The sequence below is a fragment of the Bradyrhizobium sp. 87 genome (assembly GCF_023073015.1).
Classification (GTDB): Bacteria; Pseudomonadota; Alphaproteobacteria; order Rhizobiales; family Xanthobacteraceae; genus Bradyrhizobium; species Bradyrhizobium canariense_D.
On sequence record NZ_JADPIQ010000133.1, the window covers coordinates 164,496 to 189,750 of the forward strand.

Annotated in this window: 18 protein-coding genes; 10 read left to right on the forward strand and 8 right to left on the reverse strand. The window is 62.3% G+C overall.

What is annotated here, in order from left to right; all coding sequences use genetic code 11:
* Positions 1 to 93 precede the first annotated feature (93 nt).
* The 4 genes from IVB50_RS35845 to pgm all read right to left on the reverse strand — a co-directional run bounded on the left by IVB50_RS35845 (position 94) and on the right by pgm (position 4,834).
* Positions 94 to 1,074 (reverse strand): PDR/VanB family oxidoreductase, encoded by a 981-nt coding sequence (locus tag IVB50_RS35845; protein ID WP_247299624.1) that lies wholly within the window; start codon positions 1,072 to 1,074, stop codon positions 94 to 96.
* Positions 1,075 to 1,084: 10 nt separating this feature from the next.
* Complete coding sequence (locus IVB50_RS35850; RefSeq protein ID WP_204513794.1) at positions 1,085 to 1,837, reverse strand: GntR family transcriptional regulator; 753 nt, start codon at positions 1,835 to 1,837, stop codon at positions 1,085 to 1,087.
* Between the two features lie 6 nt (positions 1,838 to 1,843).
* Positions 1,844 to 2,893, reverse strand: coding sequence for an aromatic ring-hydroxylating dioxygenase subunit alpha (locus IVB50_RS35855; protein ID WP_026232861.1), 1,050 nt, complete (start codon positions 2,891 to 2,893; stop codon positions 1,844 to 1,846).
* Between the two features lie 294 nt (positions 2,894 to 3,187).
* Positions 3,188 to 4,834 carry a phosphoglucomutase (alpha-D-glucose-1,6-bisphosphate-dependent) gene (pgm, locus tag IVB50_RS35860; RefSeq protein WP_247299625.1) on the reverse strand — a complete coding sequence of 549 codons (1,647 nt, stop codon included), beginning with the start codon at positions 4,832 to 4,834 and terminating at the stop codon, positions 3,188 to 3,190.
* A gap of 141 nt (positions 4,835 to 4,975) precedes the next feature.
* Between pgm and IVB50_RS35865 the strand changes: the two genes are divergently transcribed.
* Entirely contained in the window at positions 4,976 to 6,118 is a 1,143-nt protein-coding gene (locus IVB50_RS35865) for an alpha/beta hydrolase (RefSeq protein ID WP_247299627.1), read from the forward strand.
* 85 nt (positions 6,119 to 6,203) lie between these two features.
* Positions 6,204 to 7,022 carry a transglycosylase SLT domain-containing protein gene (locus tag IVB50_RS35870; RefSeq protein ID WP_247299669.1) on the forward strand — a complete coding sequence of 273 codons (819 nt, stop codon included), beginning with the start codon at positions 6,204 to 6,206 and terminating at the stop codon, positions 7,020 to 7,022.
* A 232-nt stretch (positions 7,023 to 7,254) separates the two neighbouring features.
* On the opposite strand, the gene IVB50_RS35875 is transcribed toward IVB50_RS35870, so the two are convergent.
* The gene (locus IVB50_RS35875; protein WP_085349962.1) at positions 7,255 to 8,067 is read right to left on the reverse strand and encodes a response regulator transcription factor; all 813 of its coding nucleotides are present in this window, start codon (positions 8,065 to 8,067) and stop codon (positions 7,255 to 7,257) included.
* Positions 8,068 to 8,313: 246 nt separating this feature from the next.
* On the opposite strand from IVB50_RS35875, the gene IVB50_RS35880 reads away from it, so the two are divergent.
* Positions 8,314 to 9,162, forward strand: a complete 849-nt coding sequence (locus tag IVB50_RS35880) for an MBL fold metallo-hydrolase (RefSeq protein ID WP_085349963.1) — start codon at positions 8,314 to 8,316, stop codon at positions 9,160 to 9,162.
* Positions 9,163 to 9,192: 30 nt separating this feature from the next.
* Here IVB50_RS35880 and IVB50_RS35885 read toward each other — a convergent pair whose 3' ends face one another.
* From IVB50_RS35885 to IVB50_RS35895, 3 genes are all read right to left on the reverse strand, one after another.
* Positions 9,193 to 10,083, reverse strand: coding sequence for an aldose 1-epimerase family protein (locus tag IVB50_RS35885; RefSeq protein ID WP_247299630.1), 891 nt, complete (start codon positions 10,081 to 10,083; stop codon positions 9,193 to 9,195).
* A 74-nt stretch (positions 10,084 to 10,157) separates the two neighbouring features.
* Positions 10,158 to 11,570: a mannose-1-phosphate guanylyltransferase/mannose-6-phosphate isomerase gene (locus IVB50_RS35890; protein WP_247299632.1), complete on the reverse strand. Its 1,413-nt coding sequence runs from the start codon at positions 11,568 to 11,570 to the stop codon at positions 10,158 to 10,160.
* Positions 11,571 to 11,594: 24 nt separating this feature from the next.
* A complete protein-coding gene (locus IVB50_RS35895; RefSeq protein ID WP_026233673.1) occupies positions 11,595 to 12,602 on the reverse strand; it encodes an NAD-dependent epimerase in 1,008 nt (335 codons plus the stop codon).
* Between the two features lie 381 nt (positions 12,603 to 12,983).
* Here IVB50_RS35895 and IVB50_RS35900 point away from each other — a divergent pair, with 381 nt between their 5' ends.
* The 7 genes from IVB50_RS35900 to IVB50_RS35930 all read left to right on the forward strand — a co-directional run bounded on the left by IVB50_RS35900 (position 12,984) and on the right by IVB50_RS35930 (position 25,248).
* Entirely contained in the window at positions 12,984 to 14,069 is a 1,086-nt protein-coding gene (locus IVB50_RS35900; protein WP_247299635.1) for a glycosyltransferase family 1 protein, read from the forward strand.
* Between the two features lie 162 nt (positions 14,070 to 14,231).
* Entirely contained in the window at positions 14,232 to 15,413 is a 1,182-nt protein-coding gene (locus IVB50_RS35905; RefSeq protein WP_210350951.1) for a glycosyltransferase, read from the forward strand.
* Between the two features lie 25 nt (positions 15,414 to 15,438).
* Positions 15,439 to 16,794: a glycoside hydrolase family 5 protein gene (locus IVB50_RS35910; protein WP_247299636.1), complete on the forward strand. Its 1,356-nt coding sequence runs from the start codon at positions 15,439 to 15,441 to the stop codon at positions 16,792 to 16,794.
* A gap of 27 nt (positions 16,795 to 16,821) precedes the next feature.
* Positions 16,822 to 18,096, forward strand: coding sequence for a glycosyltransferase family 4 protein (locus IVB50_RS35915; protein ID WP_018458846.1), 1,275 nt, complete (start codon positions 16,822 to 16,824; stop codon positions 18,094 to 18,096).
* Positions 18,093 to 19,484, forward strand: a complete 1,392-nt coding sequence (locus IVB50_RS35920; RefSeq protein ID WP_247299638.1) for a hypothetical protein — start codon at positions 18,093 to 18,095, stop codon at positions 19,482 to 19,484. Before IVB50_RS35915 ends, IVB50_RS35920 begins: the two co-directional genes overlap by 4 nt.
* Before the next feature lie 479 nt (positions 19,485 to 19,963).
* Positions 19,964 to 23,875 (forward strand): RHS repeat protein, encoded by a 3,912-nt coding sequence (locus tag IVB50_RS35925; protein WP_247299640.1) that lies wholly within the window; start codon positions 19,964 to 19,966, stop codon positions 23,873 to 23,875.
* Positions 23,876 to 24,090: 215 nt separating this feature from the next.
* Complete coding sequence (locus IVB50_RS35930) at positions 24,091 to 25,248, forward strand: acyltransferase (protein ID WP_247299642.1); 1,158 nt, start codon at positions 24,091 to 24,093, stop codon at positions 25,246 to 25,248.
* The last annotated feature ends 7 nt before the right edge of the window (positions 25,249 to 25,255 follow it).

Below are 25,255 nucleotides of genomic sequence, written 5' to 3' on the forward strand. Positions count from 1 at the left end.
CATCGCACGAAGAACGTGGATGCCCGGGCCTTCGCCTCGCCGAAGCGGCTCCGACCGCGCAGGCGGGACAAGCCCGGGCATGACGACCTCACCTCAGACCGGATCCGCCCGCAGCAGCGTGTCCACCGTGATGGTGCCCCGCGCGCGGGAAACGCAGGCGCAGATCTTCTGGTTGCTTTGCTTCTGATGGTCGCTGAAGAAGACGTCGCGATGGTCGATCTCGCCGTCGATGGCGACCACGTCGATGGCGCACAGGCCGCATTCGCCGCGCTTGCAGTCGTACATCACGTCGTGGCCGCTGGCGTTGAGGACATCAAGCATCGAGCGCTCGCGCGGGATCTCCAGCTCGACATCGGAGCCCTTCAGGCGCACGCGAAATGTCTCGGTCGGCAGCGTGCCGCTCGAACCGAACGTCTCGTAGCGGAGATCGGGAAGCGGATGGCCGGCGCCGATCCAGGCGTGGCGCGCGGCATCCAGCATCCGCATCGGGCCGCAGAACAGCGCCAGCGTGTCTTTGGGCACCGAGGCGAACAGGGCGTCGAGATCGAGCCGCTTGCCCTCATCGCTGGCGTGAACGACCAGGCGATCACCCAGCGTTGCGGCGAGATCGTCAAGATAGGCGGCCTCGGTGCGCGAGCGCACCGCGTAATGCAGCGTGACATCGGTGCCGCGCCGGGCCAGCGCCTGCGCGGCACCGAGGATCGGGGTGATGCCGATGCCGCCGGCGATCAGGCAGTAGTTTTGGCGTGCCCAATCGACGGCGAGCAGCGAGGCGGGCGTCGTGATGTCGAGCCGCGCGCCCGGCCGTAACGACCACATATAGCGCGAGCCGCCACGCGAGTCCTGGGCGCGGCGCACGGCGATCCTTAGACCCTGGGACGAGGCTTCCCCGACCAGCGAATAGGACCGCGTCTCGGGCTGCCCGTCGATGGTAACGCTGATATTGATGTGGCTGCCGACCGGATAGGCCGTGCCGTCGAACTGGTCGGGCCGGATCAGGAATTCGCGGATGCCGGGTGCGAGATCGCGTATCGAGACGAGCGTCGCCGGAATCCAGGTTTCGATGAAGCGCATGGCACTCCCCTCAATCGGTTGCGGACCTGATCAGCGCGAGCGCCGGCAAGAGGTCGAGATGGGTCCGGTTGCGCAGTGCGAGCCGCAAATTGCGCACCGCGAGCCGCGCATGCTCGCGCATGACCGCTTCGGCGCGGGCGCCTTCGCGGTTCTCGATGGCGTCGATCACGACGCGGTGGTGCTCCTGCCCGATGATCAGGATTTGCTGTGCCTCGGGCAGCGCCGACTGCGCCATCACGAAACCGCTCGGGGACGCAAACGGCAGCGACGAGGCGCGGTCGATCTGCCGGATCAGCGGCGGGCTTCGCGACAATTCGGTGAGCAGGGCGTGGAAGCGCGCGTTCAAAGTGACATAGGACGAGAACGCATCCACCGAGATCGGGACCTGGCGCAACAACTCGTCGATCGCGGCGAGGCACTCCTTCAGCGGCTCGAGCTCGCGCGCGGAGACGCCGCGCTCGGCGGCAAAGCGCGCGGCGAGCCCTTCGAGCGTTCCGCGCAGCTCGATGGAATCAGAGATGTCGCGCTCGGAGAACGCCTTCACCATGAAGCCGCCGGAGGGAATCGCCTCCAAGAGGCCCTCCTCCTCCAGCCGCACCAGCGCCATGCGCACCGGGGTGCGCGAGGCGCCGGTGGTCTCCACCGCCTGGAGCTCGGAGATGCGCTCGCCCGGGCGCAACGAGCCCGACAGGAGCTGGTCGCGCAGCGCGAGCTGCGCCTTCACGGTCTGCGAGACGGAGCGGTCGACCTCGCGCTCGGCCATGTCGGCTTACTCCGCGGCCTGAAGATGCTGCGGCGGATTTTCCTTTGCCACCATCTTGTCGATCAGCTTGCGCGTCCACATCGCGCCGGCGTCGATGTTGAGATTGTAGAAGATGCGATCCGGGTTCTCGTCCATCGCGCGCTGCTGCGCCTCGAGGATCAGCTCGTCCTCGTGGAAAATGCCGGAGACGCCGTCCCGGATCTCGGTGGTGATGCGCTGCTCACCGAGCTGATAATTGCGCACGAAGGCCCAGAAATAGTGGCAGGTCTTCTCGGTCTCGGGCGTGATGGTGTTGAGCACGAAGCCGTTGACGCCCTGCGAGCGGTCGCCTTCCGGCGCGCCGGTGCCGGTCGGGGCCACGCCGACGTCGATGGCAATGGTGCAGGGCGCTTCGAAACGGATGATCTGCCAGCGGTCGACGAGGCCGGACTTGCCGAGTTGTTTCGCCCAGAACGGCGGCGCCTCGATGCCGCGCATCCAGCGCGTCACCGTGACCGTCTTCTCGCCATGGGTGACGTCGAACGGCGCCTCCGCGACCGCCTCGTTGCCGATGGAAGAGCCGTGCACGAACGTCTCGTGGGTGAGGTCCATGAGGTTGTCGAGCACGAGGCGATAGTCGCAATTGACGTGGATGGTCTTGCCGTCGCCGGCCCAGGCGGGGTCGTGATTCCAGTGCAGGTCGGGCACCAGCGCAGGATCCGCCAGCGCGGGATCGCCCATCCAGAGCCAGATGTAGCGATGACGCTCGACCACCGGATAGGCGCGCACGCAGGCCGACGGGTTGATGGTCTCTTGCGAGGGCATGAAGGTGCAGCGCCCTTGCGCGTTGTACTTCAGGCCGTGATAGCCGCAGACGACGGTGTCGCCTTCGAGCCTACCCTTGGACAGCGGCACCAGGCGGTGCCAGCAGGCATCCTCCAGCGCAGCCACCGAACCATCGGCCTTGCGGTACATCACGACGTGCTTGCCGCAGATCGTCCGCGGCAGCAGTGCCGGCTTCACATCGGCGTCCCAGGCGGCGGCATACCAGGCGTTCATCGGGAAGGGTTTTGTCACCGGTTCACTCCCAAGGCTTGTGGATACGTTATGTATACAATAGCGGAGGAATGGAATCGTTCAAGGGCGGATGGGAGGCGTATTATAATACCTTTATCTCGCATCGTGTATACAAATCTGTTCCGCTGTCATTCCCCGCGAAAGCGGGGAATCCAGTACTCCGCGGCGGTTGTTGGTTTACTCAACTGGCGCCACGGCGTACTGGATCACCCGCTTTCGCGGGTGATGACACCTGTTGATGCGGCGAGTCTCCCCCCCCGGGGGAGCAGTGGCAGCGGCGCTTTGGCTCGACGACTACGCCCCGAACACCTTCGCCAACCCTGTCTGAGCCTCCTGCTGAATCGCCTTCAGGTGCTCGGGGCTGCGAAAACTCTCCGCGTAGATCTTGTAGACGTCCTCGGTGCCTGACGGCCTTGCGGCGAACCAGCCGAAATCGGTCTCGACCTTGATGCCGCCGAACGGCTGGCCGTTGCCGGACGCCTTGCTCAGGGTGGCGCGGACGGGATCGCCGGCGAGATCCTTCAGGCCGAGCTGCTCGGGCGTGACGGACTTCAGGATGTTTTTCTGCGGCGTGGTGGCGGCGACGTCGATGCGCGCGTAATGGGGCACGCCGAACTCGGCAGTGAGGTCGTTGAAGAGCTGGCTCGGATCGCGGCCGGTCTTGGCCATGATCTCGGCCGCGAGCAGGCCGAGGATGATGCCGTCCTTGTCGGTCGTCCACACCGTGCCGTCGCGGCGCAGGAACGAGGCGCCTGCACTCTCCTCGCCGCCAAAGCCGAAGCCGCCCGTGAGCAGGCCATCGACGAACCATTTGAAGCCGACCGGCGTCTCAACGAGCTTGCGGCCGAGTTTTTTCGCGACGCGGTCGATGATCGAGCTCGACACCACGGTCTTGCCGATCGCGGCGCCCTTGCCCCAGTTCGGGCGGTGCGCGAACAGATAGTAGATCGCGGTCGCGAGATAATGGTTCGGATTCATCAGGCCGCCGGTGCGCGTCACGATGCCGTGGCGGTCGGCGTCAGTGTCGTTGGCAAAGGCGACGTCGAAGCGGTCGCGCATCGCGATCAGGCTCGCCATCGCATAAGGCGAGGAGCAGTCCATGCGGATCTTGCCGTCCCAGTCCACCGTCATAAAACGGAACGTCGGGTCGATCGCCTCGTTCACCACGGTTGCCTTCAGGCCGTAGCGCTCGATGATCGGATGCCAGTAATGCACGGCGGCGCCGCCGAGCGGATCGATGCCGATATTCACGCCGGCGGATTTGACCAGGTCGAGATCGACCACGTTGCCGAGATCGGCGACATAGGGTGTGACGAAGTCATAGGCGTGGACGTTCGCGGCTTTGCGTGCCCTGGCGTAGTCGATGCGGTTCACGCCTTTGAGGCCGTCGGCGAGATAGGCATTGGCGCGCTTCTCGATCACGGAGGTCGCGTCGGTGTCGGCCGGTCCACCATGCGGCGGATTGTATTTGTAGCCGCCGTCCTCGGGCGGATTGTGCGAAGGCGTGACGACGACGCCGTCGGCAAGGCCGGAGGTGCGGCCCTTGTTGTAGGTCAGGATCGCATGCGAGATCACCGGCGTCGGCGTGTAGCCGCCGTCCTTGTCGATCATGATGTCGACGCCGTTGGCCGCGAACACCTCGACGGCGCTGACCAGCGCCGGCTCGGCCAGCGCATGGGTGTCGATGCCGATAAAGAGCGGACCGGTCAGCCCCTTTTCACGTCGGTAATCACAGATTGCCTGCGTCGTCGCGAGGATATGGCCCTCGTTGAAGCTGGTTTTGAACGAGGTGCCGCGATGGCCGGAGGTGCCGAACGCCACCCGCTGCGCGGGATCGGCGACATCAGGCTTGCCGGCGAAATAGGCCGTCACCAGCCGCGGAACGTTGGTGAGCGCGTCCGGCGAGGCCTGCTTGCCCGCCGCGGGATGAACATCAGCCACTGGATATACCTCGTCCTGTCGTAGAATTGCGCGATACCATAGCATCGGCCAAGCCCCCGCCAAGAGCACAACACCCGCGATGGGGCGGCCGTTCCTGAGATCATGCTATGGTCTTTTGATCGGGGCTTTTCGAGTCGGGGCATGACGCTGTTTCAGAGGCTCTTGGTTGTTCTGATGGCCTGGTTTGCGACGGCTGGCATCGTGCCCGATGCAATGGCCGCGGAGTTCTACACCGAGGATTTGCGTATCCCGATGGCCGAGGCCGGACCGCAGGGCCTGGAGGCGTTCCTCGTCCGGCCAGCCGGGACCAAGCGCTATCCGCTCGCGCTGCTCAGCCACGGCTCGCCGCGCAGTTTCGACGATCGCGCGACGATGTCCGCGCACAAATATTACGGCATCGCTCTCGAATATGCCCGGCGCGGTTTCGCCGCGCTGATCGTGATGCGGCGCGGCTACGGCACCTCGCCCGGCGGGCGCGTCGACAGCGTCGGCGGCTGCGCCAATGCCGCTTATCTGCCGGCGGCGGCGGTCGCGGTGGCGGATTTGCGCGCGGCGATCGAGGCGATGGTGCGCAGGGCCGACGTCACCACCTCGGGCATGATCGCGGCCGGCCATTCCGCCGGCGGGTTCGCCACTGTCGCCTTGACCGCGCAGGCGCCAGCGGGTCTCGCCGCCGCGATCAGCTTTGCCGGCGGGCGCGGCTCGCGCGACGATGACGACGTCTGCAATCCGAACGGGCTGGTGCAGGCCTTCGCCACGTTCGGCAAAACCTCGCGTGCGCCGATGCTGTGGGTCTACGCCGCCAACGATTCGTACTTCGGTCCCGACCTCGCGCGCCGCCTCCATGACGGATTTCGCGCCAATGGCGGCAACGCGAAATTCGTCGCAGCGCCGCCCTACGGCGACGACGGCCACTATCTCTATTCGGTGGTGAGCCGTCCGCAATGGACGCCATATCTCGACGCCTTCCTGCGCGAGCGAGGTCTCGGCCACGATATCCTGAGCCCGCCCGATCCGCTCGCGCCGCCGGGCCAGCTCAGCGAGGCCGCGCGTGCCGAGTTCGCGCGCTATCTCGCCAGCACGGTGCCGCACAAGGCTTTTGCGGTGTCGCCGAACGGCGGTTACGGCTGGCGCTCGGGGCGGGCAACCGTCGACGACGCCCAGCGCGATTCACTTGGCGCCTGCACAAAATGGTCGCCCGCCTGCACGCTCTATGCGGTCGACGACAAATTGGCCGGGGCTGCGCCAAGCACATCAACCGACCAGAGCTCGCGGTCGCGATAGCTTCATTGCGCCGCCGGCCGGTCGCGCCGTCCGAGCCAGGCCGCCAGAAAATCGGTTGTTAACTCGAAAGATATAATACATGTCCATGCTGCGGGATCGAACACACATCAATGCCCGCGCGGCGTGGACACACGTTGCGATCGCTGTGCTTTGGTTGGCATCCAGCTCCGTGCACGCTCAGGGCAGCGCTCTGAACGCCGCGGAACCGGCGTTGGCGGCTGGCGGTCACGATGCAGATCTCGGCGCTGGAGAGACGCCGGCCTCGCGGGCGGCGATTCGAAAAATTATCGAAAGAGAAACGGCTAGGACCGATCTGCCCGCCGACATCGCGGAGGCCGTCGTCTTCGTTGAAAGCGGATACAATCCGGGCACCATTGGCGCCGTCGGCGAGATCGGCCTCATGCAAATTCGACCCGAAACGGCAGCGATGCTCGGATTTCGGGGACATAACGCAGAGCTCGCAGAGCCCGATATCAACATCCACTATGGCGTTCTCTATCTGAGCCGCGCATGGCGCCTGGCAGGCGGGGACCTTTGCCGCGCCCTGATGAAATATCGAGCCGGTCATGACGAGGAGTCCATGACGCCGCGCTCCCAGGTCTACTGTAATCGCGCCCGCAATCGTCTTGTCGCCATGAACTCGACGAATGTGGGAAACCAGGCTGCCGCCGTCCCAGATGTGGCACCGGCGCCAACTCCGGCGCCCACCGTCTCGAAGTCGGCGCACAATCAGAAATCAGCGCACAATCAAAACAGACCGGCACAGCCGAAGGACGTTTACGCACGTTACCGTCAAGGCACGGCGGTCGCGAGCAGGGCATACTGGGCAGCACAGGAAGCCCGGGTCCGCATCATCAAGGCTCGCGTCGAAGCCAAGTGGAAACGGGTCGCATCACGCCAATAGAATTAGAGTCGCCTGCCTTGAGACGAGCAGCGATTGGACGAACGACATTTTTGAAACCGGACTTTGAAACCGAACCTGAATAGAGATCATGCACAATAGTTTGAGAGTTTTGTTTGCAATCTTCGCGACCGGCGCCGTGGCGCTGTCGGCCTTTCTCGCCATTCGGTTCCTGGTCGGCTTCAGTGGCTGAAGCCGACGGCTCAGCCGGCACCGTTTCGTGCTGCGCCCGGCTCTAGAGCCGTTCGCTCAGCGCGAGCTTGTAGCCGACCCCGGTGACCGTGGTGATGACGGGCGTGCCGCTGCCGACGAGCTTGCGGCGCAGCCTCGCCACCAAGGCATCGACGGTGCGGATGTCGACCTCGGCCTGGCGATTGCTGACGACCTCGATCAGATAGTCGCGGCTAAGCGGCCTGCCGTCGGCACCGACGAGCGCTGCGAGCAGGTCGAATTCGGCGCGCGTCAGCGCCACCGGCTTGCCGTCGCTGCCGAGCAGCTCGCGCCGCGTCAGGTCGATGATCCAGTCGCCGAAGGCGATCGAATTGTGGTTGCGCGCCGCCTTGCGGTCGATCGAGCGCCGCCGCAGCACGCTTCGCGCGCGCGCGAGCAGATCGCGCAGATCGATCGGCTTGGTGACGTAGTGGTCGCCCGCGACCTCGAGGCCGAGGATGCGATCGACGTCGGTGTCGCGGCGGGTCACGAAGATGATGCCCGCGTTGCTGGTCGCCTGGATCTCCTTGGCGAGATCGAAACCGTCGCCGTCGGGCAGCTGCACGTCGAGGAAGACGAGATCGGTCCGCGTCCGCAGCGCCTGGCGGCATTCCGCGCAGGAGCTTGCGCCGACCACGTCGAAATTGTTCTCGCTGAAATAGCCGACCAGCATCGTCCGCGTCACCGGATCGTCCTCGACGACGATCAGCCGCTCGCGGCCAGCGACACGCAATTCCTGGACTGCGGAATCAGCCACGATGTTGGATGTCCTGTGTGCTTGCGGGCCGACCTCGAAGCTCAGGTCGCCGAGCGCGCCGTCCTGTGAACGTACATTCACGACTGTTCGAGCCCCCTCGAATTGCCTGCTGCAATACTAGGCGCGTTATCGCGCCCAAACAACATTGGTCACGATCTGGCCGTATTAAGTATGAATTGGCCCACACTTCTCGTCCCGCGCATCATGTTCGGGAGCCCCGCACAAGCGGTTGTTGTGGGGGCTGACGGCCGTCCCACGGACGCTTGCCTCGCCAACCGCTTCAAATCTACTGTAACGCCCGAAAAGTCTGCCCCAGGAGGTGGCGCCATGGAAGTCATCCTGCTCGGCACCGGCGGCCCGCGCCCGGACCCGCGCCGCATGGCGACGACAACGCTGATCAGGCTCGGCGAGGAAAATATCCTGATCGATGCAGGCCGCGGCGTCATGGTGCAGCTCAACAAGGCCGGCGTGCCGCTCGGCTCCATCAACACGGTCTTTCTCACCCATCACCATTTCGACCACATTGGCGACCTCTACGACGTGATGCTCAATTCATGGATGCACGGGCGCAAGGACGATCTGCGCATCTATGGACCGCCGGATACCGAACGGCTCGTCAATACGCTGGTCACGCAGGTCTACGACAAGGACATCACCTGGCGCGATCAGGGCGAGCCGAGCTTCGGCGGCTGGAAACCTGTCGTCGCGACCGACATTATACCGGGCCCCGTTCTCGACACCGGGCGCTGGAAGATCAGTGCCGAACTCGTCTCGCATGGCGACGGCCTCGACATGTCGCCGGCCTTCCTCGCACGCTGGACGTGCCTCGGCTACCGCTTCGAGGCCGAAGGCAAGGTCATCGCAATTTCCGGCGATACGGTGCCGTGCCCCGGTCTCGAACGACTGGCTGAGGGGGCCGATCTGCTGGTCCAGTGCTGCTTTCTCGCCACGCCGGAGATCGACAACGAGCACCTGCGCCGGCTTGCGAAATTCACGATCGCCTGCGGCGATACAGTCGGCAAGGTCGCGGCCAAGGCCGGCGTTAAGAAGCTCGCGCTGACTCATCACCGGCCTCGCACCGATGATTCCATGCTGAATGCGCTGCTCGCGGATGTCAGGCGGGACTACGCGGGTCCTGTCGTGCTCGGCGAGGACCTCACGCGGATCGAGGTCTGAGAACTTGAGATGCGCGAAGGCCGTCCGGCCTCAGGACGATCCAACCTCAACCCGAAATGACAATTGCTCTTCCGTCCCGGGCGCGATGTGCATCAGGCCCGCCTTGTCAGTGAATTCGCCGTCGAAGCCGGCGGGACTGGCATAGCCGCGCCAGGGCTCGATGCAGAGGAACGGCGCGCCCGACGGTTTCGACCAGACGCCAAGCTCGCGAAAGCCGCGCCATGACATTTTCAACCACGGCCCGGTGGACGCGCCCTGCTCCGCGGCATAGCGGACCGAAGTGCTCGCAATCCGATCGAAGATGATTGCGTCGTCGACGAACAGGGATTCTGACAGGGGCAACACGGAGCCTTGGACCGGGCTCGGCTCCGTTGCCGGACGCAGCAAGCCGCCGTCGAGACGGCGGACGGGGGATGGCTCTGCGTTCGCGAAGCTCAGCGCGTAACTCTCCTTCGCCAGTCCTGGTTGCAGCGGCCAGTTGAAAGCGGGATGGCCGCCGAGCGAGGCCGGCAACATCTCCTTGCCGGTGTTCGCGACCACGAGTGAAAGATCGAGACCGGATTCGTCGAGCGCATAGGTTGCCGTCAGGCGGAACGCAAAGGGGTAGAGCGCGCGCGTCGTCTCGCTGTCTTCGAGCACCAGGATACAGCGACTTTCGCCACGTTCCATCCACGCAAAGCGGCTGTCACGCGCGAAGCCGTGCTGGGTCATCCGGTAGGTCCTGCCCCGGTGCCGCAATTCGTCATTGGCGAGACGCCCGACGATCGGAAACAACAGCGGCGCATGGCGCGGCCAGGCCGCCCCCGCCTGCCAAACGAACTCGATGCCGGCATCGCTCGCCAGCGAACACATCTCCGCGCCTTGCGCCTTGATGGTCGCGGCGAGCCCGCCGCAGCGGATTGTGTGCGCGTCGTCGGTCATAACAGCCTGCTCCGATCATCGCAATTCGCAGGACAATTTCTAAATGTTCGCGGAATGTTGGAGCGACATTCTGCTCAAGAGCGCTGATAGTCGTCTTCAATCCGGATGATGTCGTCTTCCCCGAGATAGCTTCCCGTCTGGACCTCGATCAGCTCCAGCATGATTTTACCGGGATTCTCCATCCGGTGCACCGCGCCCATCGGGATGTAGATCGACTCGTTCTCGTGCACGCTTTTGACGGTGTCGTTGACGGTGACGCGGGCGGTGCCGCGGACCACGATCCAGTGCTCGGCGCGATGATGGTGTTTCTGCAGCGACAGACGCCCGCCCGGCTTCACCACGATGCGCTTGACCTGGTGGCGCTCGCCATTGTCGACCGACTGGTAGCTGCCCCAGGGCCGATGCACCTTGAGGTGCTCCTCGGTGACCTTCGGTGCGACCGCCTTGAGTTTCGTGACCAGCCGCTTCAGCCCGTTGGCATCCTTCTGACGCGAGACCAGCACTGCGTCCGCGGTCGCGACCACGATGAGATCGTCAACGCCTTCGAGTGCGACCAGCGCGGCATCGGTGGTGACGTTGCAGTTGCGGCTATCTTCGAACACGGCGGCGCCGTGCGCGGCATTGCCTTGCGCGTCCTTGTCCGACAATTCCCACACCGCGTGCCAGGAGCCGACGTCGGACCAGCCGCACGACACCGGCACGACCGCGGCGCGCGCGGTCTTCTCCATCACCGCATAGTCGATCGAGATCGCCTTGGCCGCGCCGAACGCCTCGGGCTCCAGCGTCACGAAGCCGAGATCGCGACCGGCATTGGTCACGGCATTGGAGATGGTCTCCACGCTCGCCGCATCGACCTTGCGGTATTCGTCGAGCAGGACGCTGGCCGGGAACATGAAGTTGCCGCTGTTCCAGAGATAGCCGGAATTGACATAGTCGGCTGCCTTCACCGCATCCGGCTTCTCGACAAAGCGCGCGACCGCGTGCACCTCGCCGGAGATGACCTCGCCCGGGCTGATATAGCCGTATTCGGTCGCCGGCCGCTCCGGATTGACGCCGAAGGTGACGATGCGCCCGGCGCTCGCGGCGGTGAGGCCCTGGCGGCACGCCGCGACGAACGCGGCATTGTCCTGCACCACGTGGTCGGCGGCGAGCGCGAGCACGATCGCCTCACTCGAGCGGTTCTGCGCGAACACCGCGCCGGCGGCGATCGCAGGACCGGAATCGCGCCGCATCGGCTCGAGGATCACGTCGGCATCGATGCCGATTTCGGCGAGCTGCTCCAGCACCATGAAACGGTAGGAAGCATTGGTGATGACGATCGGGCGATCGAACAGCGAGGCCTCCGAGACGCGGAGCAGCGTGTCCTGGAAGGTCGAGCGCGTGCCGAACAGCGGCAGGAACTGCTTGGGGCGCACCTCGCGCGAAGCCGGCCACAGCCGCGTTCCGGCACCGCCGCACATGATCAGGGGGATAATTTTTTGGGACACGTGTGAGCTACTCAAGAGAGGGGTTTATACGCGGTGATAATTTCGGTACCATTCGACAAAGCGGCCCAAGCCATCCGCCAGCGGCGTCGAGGGCGTGAAGCCGACGTCGCGTTGCAGGGCCGAAATGTCGGCGCGCGTCTCGAGGACGTCGCCTGCCTGCATCGGCAAAAGCGTGCGGATCGCGGGCTTGCCGATGATCTTCTCCAGTGTCTCGACGAACTCGATCAAATCGACCGAGCAATTGTTGCCGATGTTATAGACGCGATACGGCGCATAGCTCGACGAGTTTTCCGGCTGCTCGGCGTTCCACGCGGGATTCGGCGTCGCGGGACGATCAAGGGTGCGGATCACGCCCTCGACGATGTCGTCGACATAGGTGAAATCGCGCCACATATTTCCATTATTGAAAAGCTTGATCGGCTCACCCGCAAAGATCGCGCGCGTGAAGAGCCAGGCGGCCATGTCGGGCCGGCCCCATGGACCATAGACAGTGAAGAAGCGAAGTCCGGTCACCGGCAGCTTGTGAACATGTGCGAACGTGTGCGCCATCAGCTCGTTGGCCTTCTTGCTCGCGGCATAGAGGCTGACCGGATGATTGACGGAATGCTCGGTCGAATACGGCAAGGTGCGATTGGCGCCATACACGGAGCTCGACGAGGCGTAGACGAGATGCGCCAGGCCGTGGCGCCGGCCCGCTTCGAGCACGGTGACGAAGCCATCACAATTGGCGCGGATGCTGGTGATGGGATCGTCGATCGATGCGCGCACGCCGGGCTGCGCCGCAAGGTGCACTACGCGGTCGGGCGAGACCTCGTCGAACACACGCGTCACCGCAGCGAAGTCTGCAAGATCGATCTCGTGGAATGTGAAAGCCTCATGCTTGAGCGTCTCGAGGCGAGCGCGCTTGAGCGCGGGATCATAGTAAGGGGTCACTGCGTCGATGCCGACAACTCGTTCCCCGCGCGCAAGCAAGCGCTCACAGACATGCATGCCGATGAAGCCGGCAGCGCCGGTAACCACCACGGGGGCCAAAATAAACTCCGTTGTCCGTCCTCATATACCGCATTGCCAGACTGAACCGGTAGAGGCAAGGGTTCAGCATTGGAGAACAGCCCCCTAGCATCGGCAAGCTTAATGCCGGGCGCTTCGGATGTCAGCCTTCCCCAAGTTAACCAGACGGGAGCGCCCTCTGCCTGCCGACGCAACATCAGGCGCGCGTCCATAAAAGGCTCCCGGCTGCCCGGCAAGACTTTCAACAAGTGTTCCCGGGGAGCGCCGAACGAACAGCGCGATCACTACCGATGCCGTCATAATTTCGTGCCTTCGGGCTGCTTCTTTCCGTGCTCACATTTGGTTCGAAAGCACAAATCGCGACCCACGCGTTGTGGCATCGACAACCCGAACGGCACAAAATTGAAGCTTTTCATCAACGGCCGCTTTCTCTCGCAAAAGCTGACCGGCGTTCAGCGTTATGCCGCCGAACTGGTCAAAGCGATCGATGCGTTGCTTGCGTCCGACCAATCGCCCGCTGCCCTCAGAGGAGCCGAGTGGCAATTGCTCGTGCCGAGCGAGACGAGCGAAGCGATCAATCTCGCCCACATCAAGGTACGCAAGATAGGACGGCTGAGCGGACATGCCTGGGATCAGATTGAACTTGCGCGCGCCGCCGCTGGAGGTCGCCTGATCAGTCTGGCCAATGCCGGACCTGTGTTTCATGGCGATCATATCGTCGTCATCCACGACGCACAGGTCTTCCGCCGGCCCGATTTCTTCAATTGGCGCTATTTGGCCGTCCACCGCACGATGGGCCGCCTGCTTGCACGGCGGGCCACGATCGCGACCGTATCGGCCTTTTCTCGCAATGAATTGGCTGCAATGCTTGGCCTTTCGAAAACGGACATTCCGATATTCCCCAACAGCGCGGAGCATTTCGCGTCCACAACGCCTGATCACGGTATTCTCGAACGATTAGGGCTTCAGCCGGGAAAATATTTTCTCTTTGTCGGCTCCAGAACCAAGAACAAGAATCTCGCCGTTGCAATCGAGGCGGCGCGGCTGCTCGAACGAAAGGACGTTCCCCTCGTCATTGTCGGCGGAGATAACAGCAAGGTATTTCAAGACAATCTGGGCGAGAGCGAATCGGGCCTGCTTCTGGCAGGACGCCTGGCGGATGGCGAGATTGCAGCTCTGTATGCGCACGCTCTGGCGTTTGTCTTTCCCTCTCTATACGAGGGCTTCGGTGTACCGCCACTTGAAGCCATGATCTTCGGCTGTCCGGTCATAGCCTCGACGGCTGACGCGGTGATGGAAACGTGCGCCGAAGCAGCTGCTTATTTTTGCGCCAACGATGCTCAAGCGCTGCAACAGCTTATGCTCGAAAGGTTGGCAATCGGCGCAATCTCTGATCAGGAGCGCCGAAAGCAACAAGATCGTCTTGCATTATATTCGTGGCAAGACTCGGCGCGAGCACTGTTGGATTTTCTCGCGTCGCGCGCATAGCGACCACAGCGCTCAGCATCCAACGAGTTCCATGCGCACGTTCGACTTCGACGGACGCGAGCTTCAGCATCGCGGCGCAACAACAACACACCGCTGCCCAAATCTCGCTATGGATTGGATGGATTGTGATCGCATCCGTTGATGCTCAATTAAGGATGCGCCATGTCGATCTTCCCAACTCAATCTTCCGCAAGGCAGGCGGTGAAGGTGCTGCATGTCGCGGAAACCATCCGGGGTGGGATAGCGAGCTACCTGAACGAATTGCATCCGCAGCAGCAAGCGAGCTTCGGCGCGGAGAACGTGCACTATGTTGTGCCGTCGGATCATCGCCACGACCTCGTTGGAATCGATGACAGCCAGATCACGACCTTCGACAGATCGGGCCGTAGCATCGCCGGATTATTTCAGATGCTGCGGGCGAGCATGCAGGCGCTCGACGCCTTCAAGCCCGACGTAATGCATCTCCATTCGTCGTTTGCCGGACTCGTTCTCAGGCCCGCGTTGGCGGCTCGTTCCGAAGGTCCTCGCGTCGTCTATTGCCCGCATGGCTGGGCGTTCTCGCGAGAAACCGGCCGCCTGAGCCATCTGGCGGCAAAAGCTGCAGAGACTCTTCTGGCCCGCACGTCGGATCGTATCATCTGCATTTCCGGCGATGAATTCAATGAAGCGGTCCGGGCGGGAATTCCGACCGACCGTCTGACCCTGGTGCACAATGGCATCTCCAAGAGCCGCCCACTGCCGTACGGCGCTGCGACAGATTGGACTTCAAAGAAGGCCAAGGTCCTTTTCATTGGCCGTCTTGATCGACAAAAGGGCTTCGACCTCCTGATCGAGGCCGCACGATCCCTCGAAGATGTCCTGGATGTTCGCATTGTCGGCGCCTCCGTGGTCAACAAGTTCGACGGAGCTGCGGTTCCCGCCAACGTCTCGCTGCTAGGCTGGCTGGATCGTCAGCAGATCGAGGCTCAGCTGGAGGCGGCCGATCTCGTCGTCATCCCGTCACGATGGGAGGCCTTCGGCCTCGTCGCTCTGGAAGCGATGCGCGCGGCCAAGCCCATCCTGGCCTTCCACAGCGGAGCGCTGCCTGAAATCGTCGTTGACGGCGTCACCGGCGTGCTTTGCGAACCTGTTGCGGTTCAACCTCTCATCGACGGCTTCCGACGGATGCTCGATCTGGATCTCAAGGTCCTGGGGCAACGCGGCTACGATCGCTTCAAGCAGTTTTATGACGTCCAGAAGACACACCGCCAATTGCATCAGGTCTATGTCGAACTCCTCGACGACAACAAGAGCGGAGTCGAGCAGAACGTGGCACTGCAATCGGACCTCTCGAAGCCTTTTTGAGGTGAGTTGCGGCAGGCGAGAAATGATGACGGGTATGATCCAGGCGATGGCAGGCCACCGCACCTTGGGTCGCAACAGGCTGCTCTGGATGGCGAGCCTCATCGCGTCTGTTTCTCTGTCTGTCCCGGCATGCGCTCAACAGGCTCAGACGCTTGAAAGCAGATTCCTGTTGGGTATCGGCACCCATCAGGGACTGGGAGGGCCGGTCAGTTCGCGAGGCTACGTGCCCTCCGTGAACGTCAGCCAGATCAAGCAACTGGGCTTTAACGCCTTCCGCGACGATTTTCCCTGGTCTGATTTCGAATTGCCGGGACGTCGGATGGGCTTCACGCCGCGGTTGGGCAGGCTCGACGCGCAGGTTCAGTCCGGCATCGCCCGGCCGCTCCTCATCCTTGCATTTGGTCATCACCTCGTGCCGAACTCGTCGCCTCCGACGACGGACGAAGCCCGGCAGCGGTTCGCGGACTATGCGGCAGCGGCCGCGCGATCGGTCGCGCCGCAGCGCCCGATCTTCGAACTCTGGAACGAGTGGAATCTGGCAGCCAAGAAGGACCCTTCATTCTCAGCCGACAACTACCTGGCCCTCGCGAAGGTAGCACGGCCCGCGGTCAAGCAGGCGGTGCCGAATGCACCTTTCGTCGTCGGCGCGATCGGCGACGATCCCGGTTGGACGTGGACGGAGAAGATGCTGCAAACCGGCATCCTTCAATACGCCGATGGCGCCTCGATTCATCTCTACAATTTCTGCATGGCGCCGGCGAAGCGCAATTCGGCCGAGATTATCGACCGGCTCACGGCGTTCCATCGACTGGTCGGCCAAGCGAGCGGCAATCCCGACTTCCCCATTTACGTGACCGAGACTGGCTGGACCACGGCTGCGAACAAATGTGGTGTCAGCGAGCAGGCTCAGGCCGATAACACGGCACAGCTCATCCTGTGGGCCTCGACAGCGGCGCGCTGGCTCAAGGGGATGTGGATCTATGAGCTCAAAAATAGTGGTCAGAATCCAGCCGAGCTGGAGGACAATTTTGGCCTCTACGGTTTCGACAATTCGCCCAAACCCGTAGCCTGCGCGGCGCGTGGCGCCTGGGCATTCGTCCGTTCCACTCTAACCGCCGAACGAAGAAGCCTTGCCAACGGGGTGATGTCGATCGGAGCATCCTCGACCACCGGCGGCAAAATCGCGGTCTGGTCCGAGGATCCGGATCGACGCTACGAGGTCCGGATCAGAGGCGATCTGCCGGGCGCGACTTTCGCGGCCCCCTGCGATGCAACTGCAAGGCCAGCCTCCGGGATCTGGCTGCCGGTTTCGAGCACGCCGGTCCTGATCGCCGCCAATAATGACGCCATTCCCGCACTGGATATACGGCCGGCACGGTAATCGGATCGGCACAAAGAGGTTGACGCGATGAAGATCCTTTTGACATCCACGCTTTATCCGACCCCGCAGGCACCAAAGATCGTCGGCGGAGCAGAGATCTTCGCGCGGAGATTTGCCGAGGGCCTGGCTCAGCGCGGCGACGAGGTCGAGGTGGTGCGCGCCGCATCCGCACCCGAGCAGGGCCGTGAATTATGCAACGGTATCAACGTCTATTCCGCACCGGTGCAAAACGTCTATGCGCCGTTCACGGAGCAAAAGAACGTCGTGAAACGAAGCATCTGGCATGCGATCGACGATTGGCAGATCCAGGCCCCGATGATCGCGGAGCGCATTCGCGCTTTCAAGCCGGACGTTCTGCATTCCAATAATTTATCGGGCCTGACCACGGCGATCTGGCGGGTAGCCGCCAAGCTCGGAGTTCCGGTCCTGCATACGCTTCATGATTATTATTTGACGTGTCCACGCTGTTCCCGCTTCGACAAGGGCCGCTCCTGCGAACACACCTGTACGAGCTGTGGGATCCTGACGTACCACCGCAAACGGGCGACGCATTGGCTCGATGCCGTGGTCGGCGTCAGCGAGCGCGTCCTCTCCATTCACACCGATATGGGCATGTTTGCCGAGACCCCAATCCGCACCGTCATCCGCAATGCCTCGACCGAGCCGCCGCGCTCACCCTACCCGCGGCCTGTCTGCACGACGGAAGTGACATTCGGCTTCATCGGACGGATCACCGAGGAGAAGGGCATCGACAATCTCATGCGAGCGCTGGCCATGCTGCCGCCCGATCGGATCCGGATGATGATTGCCGGCCGCTTGGGCGATCAGGAACAACAGCGCCTGAGAGCACTGGCGCCGCATGCACGGGTCGAGTTCATGGGATTCGTGTCTCCCGATGAATTCTACAGGCAAGTCGACGTCGTGGTCGCTCCGTCCATCTGGCACGATCCCGGCCCGCTCGTCGTCGCCGACGCCAAGGCGGCGGGCAGACCGCTGCTCGGTACGCACTTTGGCGGCATGCCGGAGGCGATCGAGCATGGCGTAACCGGGTGGTTGACCGAAGCAGATCCACAATCCCTGGCCACGAGCATGCGCGAAATCGCCGCGGACCCGCACAAGATCGACGAGATCAGCCGTCGGCTTATCGCCGACACGAACAAGTGGATCTTTTCCGACGTATTGTCGTCGTACAAGAACCTGTATGAACAACTGCGTCAGCGACGGATGTCGTCCGTGCGCCCGGCAATAGCCGGGGTACCACAAGCGCATGCGGTGGCAAAGAGTAGCTTCATTCCGAGATGACACGTCTCTTCGCGATCGCCGGCTACGTTTACCAAAGCGCAGCAGCGATCATCCTGATCTTTGTGATCAGTCACCTGCTGCCTGCCGCCGACTACACCAATTATTCTCTCGCAATGGCCTCGAGCCAGTTGCTCTGCGTCCTCATGTTCGAGTGGCTGCAGCTCGCGGGGCTGCGCTTTCTTGCGGCCGCCAAGGAGAGCGAGGCGGCTCGACTGAGATCGTCGCTCTTTGCGGCGGCCCTCATGAGCGCCGGCGCGCTCGTTGCGGTCGGGAGCTGCGCCTCCTTGGTCAGCGGCCTCACGCCACGGCTGGTCGTCCTCGGCCTGAGCGTGGCCGTTCTTCAGGGCTCGACCGATTTGTACTTCTTGTCGGTACGACTGTCGAACCGGCTGGGGACCGCCTCCTGCCTTCTTGCCTTGCGTGCGACGGCTCTTTTGGGCGGGGCCGTCTCGGGCGGAATGATCTCAGGCACGGCCGAAGCAACGCTGCTCGGCATCGCATTGGGTCACCTGCTTGGGCTCCTGGCCGGTCTCATCGCATATCGCACGCCGCTGGATCGCGTGTCGCCGCGAACAATGCTGGCTGACTGGAAAGACTTCTCGCGTTACGGCATGCTTGCGGCCGGCGCGTCCGTGATCCATTTGTCCGTGCCGGTCCTGCTCCGTATCATCGTCGTCGGGCGACTGGGCGCCACAGGAGCCGGTGCAGGATTTTCCATTGCGCTGGACCTGCTGCAACGTCCCTTCTGGGTCCTCAATGCGGCGATCCACACCGTGAGTTATCCTGAAGTGGTCAATGATTTCGAGCACGGGAGCGCCACGACGTCGAGACAATCGGCGCGGCACATGTTCGAGTTCATGATCTGCACAACCCTGGTCCTGCTGGGCGGGCTTGTCGCCTTCATTCCGGACGCGGCCCGCATCCTGGTCCCGCGGGAGAGCGTCGAGGGCTTCCTGGCGACAGGGCCGGCGGTCGCTGCTTTCTACTTCCTCCATACCCACCTGCAGGCGACGATCGCGGTCGTTCCCCACCTGGAAAAGCTCGCAACCAGGCTCGTCCTCGTCGCTGCCGGGCAGCTTGCAATGGTTGCGGCGTTCTCCCTGGTTGCCGTCTGGGCCGGCCTGTCACCCCAAGCGGCAGTCACCTGCGCCTCGATCGCCACGCTCGCAGCGATCTTGGCCGGGCTTGGCCCTACCCTCAGGTTCGATGCGTTCCCGCGCTGGCCCTTGGTGCTTCAGGCGCTCGCAGCCGCCATTCTGATCGGATCGCTCAGTCATGCGCCGAGCGAACCGGCGGCGTGGCTTGCTGGAAAGATCGTCATCGCCGCAATCTCCACGGCTGCGGTCGGCTGGCGCGGAAACTTTCTCCTCCTGGCCCGCCCGAGCTGATCTGTCGACCGGTCTCTTCCAAACCTTCTTTGGAGCTAGATGCGCCCTTGACGCCTGCCCGCGTCCACGAAGTTCCTACCGTGGAACTCTCTACTTCGCTTCAAAATGCGGCGAAGTGACTGACAACCAGTACGAGAATATTGAGTGATTTGCTCGTGCCGGCAAAATTCGACCAGCGCATCGGGTCGGCCTGACAGTTTCACCGCTCCGCGCCCCAAGTCACATGCATCATTGAAGCGCGACATGCGCATAGATTCAGCAGTGAAACCTTGCGAATTCTTGGAAGCGCCATGTTGAGGTCATGCTGCGTCGGCACGACATCGTTATTGTCTTGAATCAGAGTCGAGCTGTTCCTGCGAGGAACTGCTGATCGCTCTCGATTTGTAGCTCCGATTTTTATCTGAAATTCACACTCGATCGAGAAGGTTGAACGCAAATCCCTGCGAGCAATTTCGTTCGCGTAGAAATTCGAGTGTGAAATGTCGTCAGATCAAACCGTCCTCTCCGCAAGCGGCTTCATCAACTCCATCGGCGTCAACACGCATGCCGGCTTCGGGTGGACCGACTACAATAACCTCGCGTTGATGGTCGATGACCTGAAGTATCTCGGTGTCACCCATCTCCGCGACGCAATGGGAACCAGCCCCGCCGCACAACCGGTCGTTGAGGGGCTGGCGGCTGCCGGCTACAAGTTCGACTTCCTGGTATCCTCCGCCCTGCCCCAGCTGGGTGCGGCCGGCCTTCAGAAGTATATCGTGTCGCTCGAGAAGTTCGTGGCGAGCCATCCGGGCAGCATCAGCGCCATCGAGGGGCTCAACGAGGCCAATCACCAGCCCTTCAGCTACAATGGCAGTTCGAGCCTTGGCGCCGCGGCCCAGTTCCAAAGCGCGCTCTATCAGGCGGTCAAGGCAGACGGCACGCTTTCCAGCATTCCCGTCTTCAATCTGTCGCTCGCCTACAACGATCCCCAGGGCTACAGCCAGCTCGGCAACATGTCGGGCTCGGCCGATTTCGCCAATGCGCATGCCTATGTCAGCACCAGCTTAACGACCAGCAGCTCACTTGCTGCCACCTTGAGCGCCGTCTCGACCGCGGCGCCGGGAAAGCCCGTCGTGATTACGGAGACCGGCTACACCACCCAGGCCAACACCCAATATCTCGGAGTCGACGAGACGGTGCAAGCCAAGTCGGTCTTGAACACCCTGGTCGATGCCTACAAGGCTGGCGTGAGTGCGACCTATCTCTACGAGATGTTCGACCGCGACTCGTCCGCCAGCAACACCAATCCCGAAGCCAACTTCGGCTTGTTCAACTCCGACGGAACGCCAAAGCTCGCCGCGACGGCAATTCACAACCTGACGAGCATTCTGGCCGATGACGGCAAGGGCGGCCTGCAGCCGACTAATCCATTGAACTACACGCTGAGCAACATGCCGGCCTTGGGCAACAGCATGGTGCTGGGCAAGAGCAATGGCGCCTACGAGCTTGTCGTTTGGGCGGAGCCGAAGCTCTGGAATGATGCGGCCGATGCCGAGATCTCCAATCCGGCCCAGACGGTCACGGTGAATCTTGGCGGCATGCATCATTCGGTCAAGGTGTACGACACGCTGACGGGAACTACCGCGATCGCGAGCTACACCGACGTCAGCACGATTACGATTCCGGTCAGCGATCACCCGCTGATCATCGAGATCGACGCGCCCGCGACCACCCCGATTCCGCCTGACACCCGAACCAGTGTCAGCGGTACGGCTGCCGAGATCGTGCCGCAACTGTCCGACCTGAGCACGTCGACGGCGCTTCAAACCATCACGCTAACCGACTCGCATGTCCTGCCCGTCGCTTCGAAAGCGACGATGGACTATATGATCGCGCATTACGGCAGCGCACTGTCCAAGATCCAGGGCGGCCATTCCTTCTCCGTCACGAACTCGGCCGCGACCTGGAGCAGCACGAAAACCTATGACGCCAGCGGCAACCTCCTGTCGAAAGCGGACACCGGCCTGAACGCAAGCGGACTGCCTATTTCGACCACGATCGGCTACACCGACGGGTCCAAAGACGCGATCGGCTACACCGGTGGCATAAAGACCACCTCCGTCCATTTCGCTACCGACGGCACCAAGACCACCGATACATACAACACCACCGGCACGCTTCTCAGCGAGGTCGTGCAAAAGTCAGACGGCTATTATTCGACGACCATCTACACCAACGGCGTGAAGACCACGGTCTATGTCAAGAACGCCGACCACACCCAGGACAACTATACCTACAACATCAAGGGGCAGAGCTACACGAGCCAGGTCCAGCACCTCGATTCGACCGGCAAGGTCACGTCTGTGGTCCGCAGCCATGCCGACGGCTCGCTCGATTCGACACAGGTCTACAACGGCGATGGCAGCAGCGTGATCACCACCTATAGCGCCACGGGGGTCAAGCTGGTCGAGACCGACTACCATGCCGATCGCAGCAAGGACGTCTGGACCTACAACATCAAGGGCCAGAACTATGCGACCGAGCACGACGTTTACGATACGACCGGCTTTCTCACGACCCTGACGCGCCTCCACACCGATGGCAGCCTGGCGTTCAAGCTGACGCAAACGACCGACGGCACCAAGACGACCGATTGGTACAATGCCGCCGGCGGCCTCACCAGCGAAGTCGTGCAAAAGGCCAACGGTTTCAGTTCGACGACGCTCTACAGCAACGGCGTCAAGACCAACGCCTATGTCAAGAATGCGGACGGCAGTCAGGACAATTACGCCTATGGCATCACCGGCCAGAGCTACAGCACGCTGATCCAGCACGTCGATCCCTCCGGCAAGGTCACGGCCGTGACCCGCAAGCATGCCGACGGCACGCTCGACTATACGCAAATCATCAACAACGACGGCAGCAGCGTCGTCACCAACTACAACGCAGCCGGAACGAGGACGAAGGAAACCGACTACAACGCCGATGGCAGCAAGGATATCTGGCTTCTCAACATAACCGGCCAGACCTACACGACCGAGCACGACATCTACGATGCGGCGGGCTTCCTCACCTCGCTGGTTCGCACGCACGCCGATGGCAGCCTGGCTTTCAAACTGCAGCAGGGCAGCGACGGCACCAAGGTCTCGGACTGGTACGACGCCAGCGGCATCCTCACCAGTGAGGTCCTGGAGAAGACGAGCGGCTACAGCGCAACGACGATCTACACCAACGGCGTCAAGACCGCGGCCTACATCACCAATGCGGACCAGAGCCACGACAATTACAGCTACAATATAACAGGTCAGAGCTATACCACGCAGTACCAGCACCTCGACCCCTCCGGTGTCACGACCGAAGTGGTCCGCACGCATGCCGACGGGTCGCTCGACTACAGCCAAGTCGTCAATAGCGACGGCAGCAGCGTGGTGAGCAACTACAATGCCTCCGGCGTCAAGATGACGGAGACCGATTACCACGCCAACGGTTCGAAGGACGTCTTCCAGTTCAATATCGTGGGCCAGACCTACACGACCGAGCACGACAGCTACGATCCGACCGGCTTCCTCACTAACATCGTGCGCACCCACGCCGATAGCAGCCTCGCCTTCACGCTTGTCCAGAGCTCAGACGGGACCAAAACCTCGGACTGGTACGACGCCAAGGGCGTTCTGACCAGCGAGGTGACGACGAAGATCGACGGCTATAGCTCCACGACCGCCTACACCAACGGCGTCAAGACTGCCGCGTACATTACCAACGCCGATGGCACGTCGGACAATTGGAGCTACAACATCAAGGGGCAGTCCTACACCACGCAGCATCAGCACCTCGATGCCTCCGGGCATATCGTCGAGCTTACCCGGACCCACGCCGATGGCACGCTGGACTATACCCAGGTCATCAACAACGACGGCAGCAAGCTGACCGGCATCTACGACGGCTCCGGTTCCAAGACCCAGGAGATCGCCAACAACGCCGACGGTTCGAAGGACGTGTTCCTGTTCAACTTCAACGGACAGGCCGGCACGACGCAGCACGAAAACTACAATTCAGCCAATGCACTCCAGTTCTTCGACGACACCAAAACCGACGGCACACACAACGTCACGGCGGTTGCGAGCGGCGTGACGATCCAGGGCGGGGCCGGCAACGACCTGTTCTCGGCGGCGCCGAGCTCGACCACAATCGTCTACGATCACGGCCAAGACCAGATCGTCAACTTCCAGGCCGGCGACGCCGCCACTCACGACGTGATCCAGATCTCGAAGCTCCTCGCCGCGGACTACGGCCATCTGCAAATCACGCAGTCGGGCGCGAACGCCCTGGTCACGCTTTCGGCCAGCGACTCGATCCTCCTGAAGAACGTCAACGTCGCCAGCCTGACGAGCCACGATTTCCTGTTCGTCTGACCACGGCGAATTGTCCGCAGGATCGCATCAATATCTCAGGCGCCGGGACCAGCTCAGGCAAGTCCCGGCGCCGTTCAATAATTAGGCGGTTGCCTTGTCGCGAGGCAGGAGCTGCATAACGGCTATTCGCCTGCCGTCGAACGCCGGCCCAGCGAACTTGCGTCACAATTGACCGCTAAGCAGACGGTAGCGTCAGGCAAGGAATTCGACACGCGATGGAAGCCAATGAAGCAAGACGGTTCGTCGTTCTCGACTTCTATCGTTTCGTTGCCGCTCTCGGCGTTTTCATTTTCCATCTGAAGACCATCGACAGCGGTATCGCGCCGATCTGGAACGGATCTTATGGCCTTTTCGTGGACATGTTCTTCATCTTGTCCGGGTTCGTGATCTCCTATTCCTATCCGTCTGACGCGCGTGGTCTCAAGGCATATTCCCGGTTCATGATCCGCCGCATTGCGCGGATCTATCCGCTGCATTTTCTGACTTTACTCGTGTTCGTATTGCTGATCGGGTTCGGTCTGGACCGATCGGCGAGGTCGACGCCGCTGGACTTCCTGTACAACCTCGTGCTGCTTCAGGCCTGGGGCGTTACCGATCATTTGAGCTTCAACTCTCCGTCCTGGTCGATCAGCGCGGAATTCTTCTGCTATCTGATCTTTCCCCTGCTTATGCTGCTTGCACGCAAGGTCCATCCGCTGGTGCTGGCCGCCATCGTCGCTGCGCTCTATCTGGTCCTGGCCCACGGCCATTTGCCGATCTGGCAAGAACGATCGCAGATGTATGGAGCCAATTATGACTACGGGATGCTCCGTGCGCTGCCGAGCTTCTTGAATGGAATCCTGCTCGCCATATTGTTCAGGTTGTCGCACCCGTATCGGCACAAGCCGGTCGTCTTCGCCGGCATCGCCCTGTTCGGGATCTCCGTGCTTGTCCTGAACATCTTCGCCAAGCCGGATCTGGCCATCATTCTGTTCTCCTGCGCGATCCTGCTCACCGCCGTCGGGGAGAGCGCTTTCGTGCAAATTCCGGGCAGCCGCCTCCTCGGGCGGCTCGGCAACACTTCATATTCGATCTACATGCTGCACGACGCCGTCCTCATCGCCGTATTCAAGCCGTTGTGGGCGTCGCTTGGTCTGCGTCCGGATCAATTTGGCCTCTTTGCTCTCGCGTGCTGCGCGATCCTGACCATCATCGCCGATCGCACCTATGCCTATTTCGAGAACCCGGCGCGGCGGCTGATCAATCGGGGGGCCGACATCGGATTTGGATCGCCGCGCAAAGTGCAATCGTCCGCCAAGACGCCTGCCACCAACAAGACGTCTGGCACCAAGACGTCCGTGCGTTTCGACGAGACGGAGCAGGCCGCCAACTGACGTCCGC

Bases quoted from the DNA above. Each gene is read 5' to 3' on its own strand.
- IVB50_RS35845 (WP_247299624.1), bottom strand. From the start codon at position 1,074: ATGCGCTTCATCGAAACCTGGATTCCGGCGACGCTCGTCTCGATACGC.
- IVB50_RS35850 (WP_204513794.1), bottom strand. From the start codon at position 1,837: ATGGCCGAGCGCGAGGTCGACCGCTCCGTCTCGCAGACCGTGAAGGCG.
- IVB50_RS35865 (WP_247299627.1), top strand. From the start codon at position 4,976: ATGACGCTGTTTCAGAGGCTCTTGGTTGTTCTGATGGCCTGGTTTGCG.
- IVB50_RS35870 (WP_247299669.1), top strand. From the start codon at position 6,204: ATGCTGCGGGATCGAACACACATCAATGCCCGCGCGGCGTGGACACAC.
- IVB50_RS35880 (WP_085349963.1), top strand. From the start codon at position 8,314: ATGGAAGTCATCCTGCTCGGCACCGGCGGCCCGCGCCCGGACCCGCGC.
- IVB50_RS35885 (WP_247299630.1), bottom strand. From the start codon at position 10,083: ATGACCGACGACGCGCACACAATCCGCTGCGGCGGGCTCGCCGCGACC.
- IVB50_RS35905 (WP_210350951.1), top strand. From the start codon at position 14,232: ATGTCGATCTTCCCAACTCAATCTTCCGCAAGGCAGGCGGTGAAGGTG.
- IVB50_RS35910 (WP_247299636.1), top strand. From the start codon at position 15,439: ATGACGGGTATGATCCAGGCGATGGCAGGCCACCGCACCTTGGGTCGC.
- IVB50_RS35915 (WP_018458846.1), top strand. From the start codon at position 16,822: ATGAAGATCCTTTTGACATCCACGCTTTATCCGACCCCGCAGGCACCA.
- IVB50_RS35920 (WP_247299638.1), top strand. From the start codon at position 18,093: ATGACACGTCTCTTCGCGATCGCCGGCTACGTTTACCAAAGCGCAGCA.
- IVB50_RS35925 (WP_247299640.1), top strand. From the start codon at position 19,964: ATGTCGTCAGATCAAACCGTCCTCTCCGCAAGCGGCTTCATCAACTCC.
- IVB50_RS35930 (WP_247299642.1), top strand. From the start codon at position 24,091: ATGGAAGCCAATGAAGCAAGACGGTTCGTCGTTCTCGACTTCTATCGT.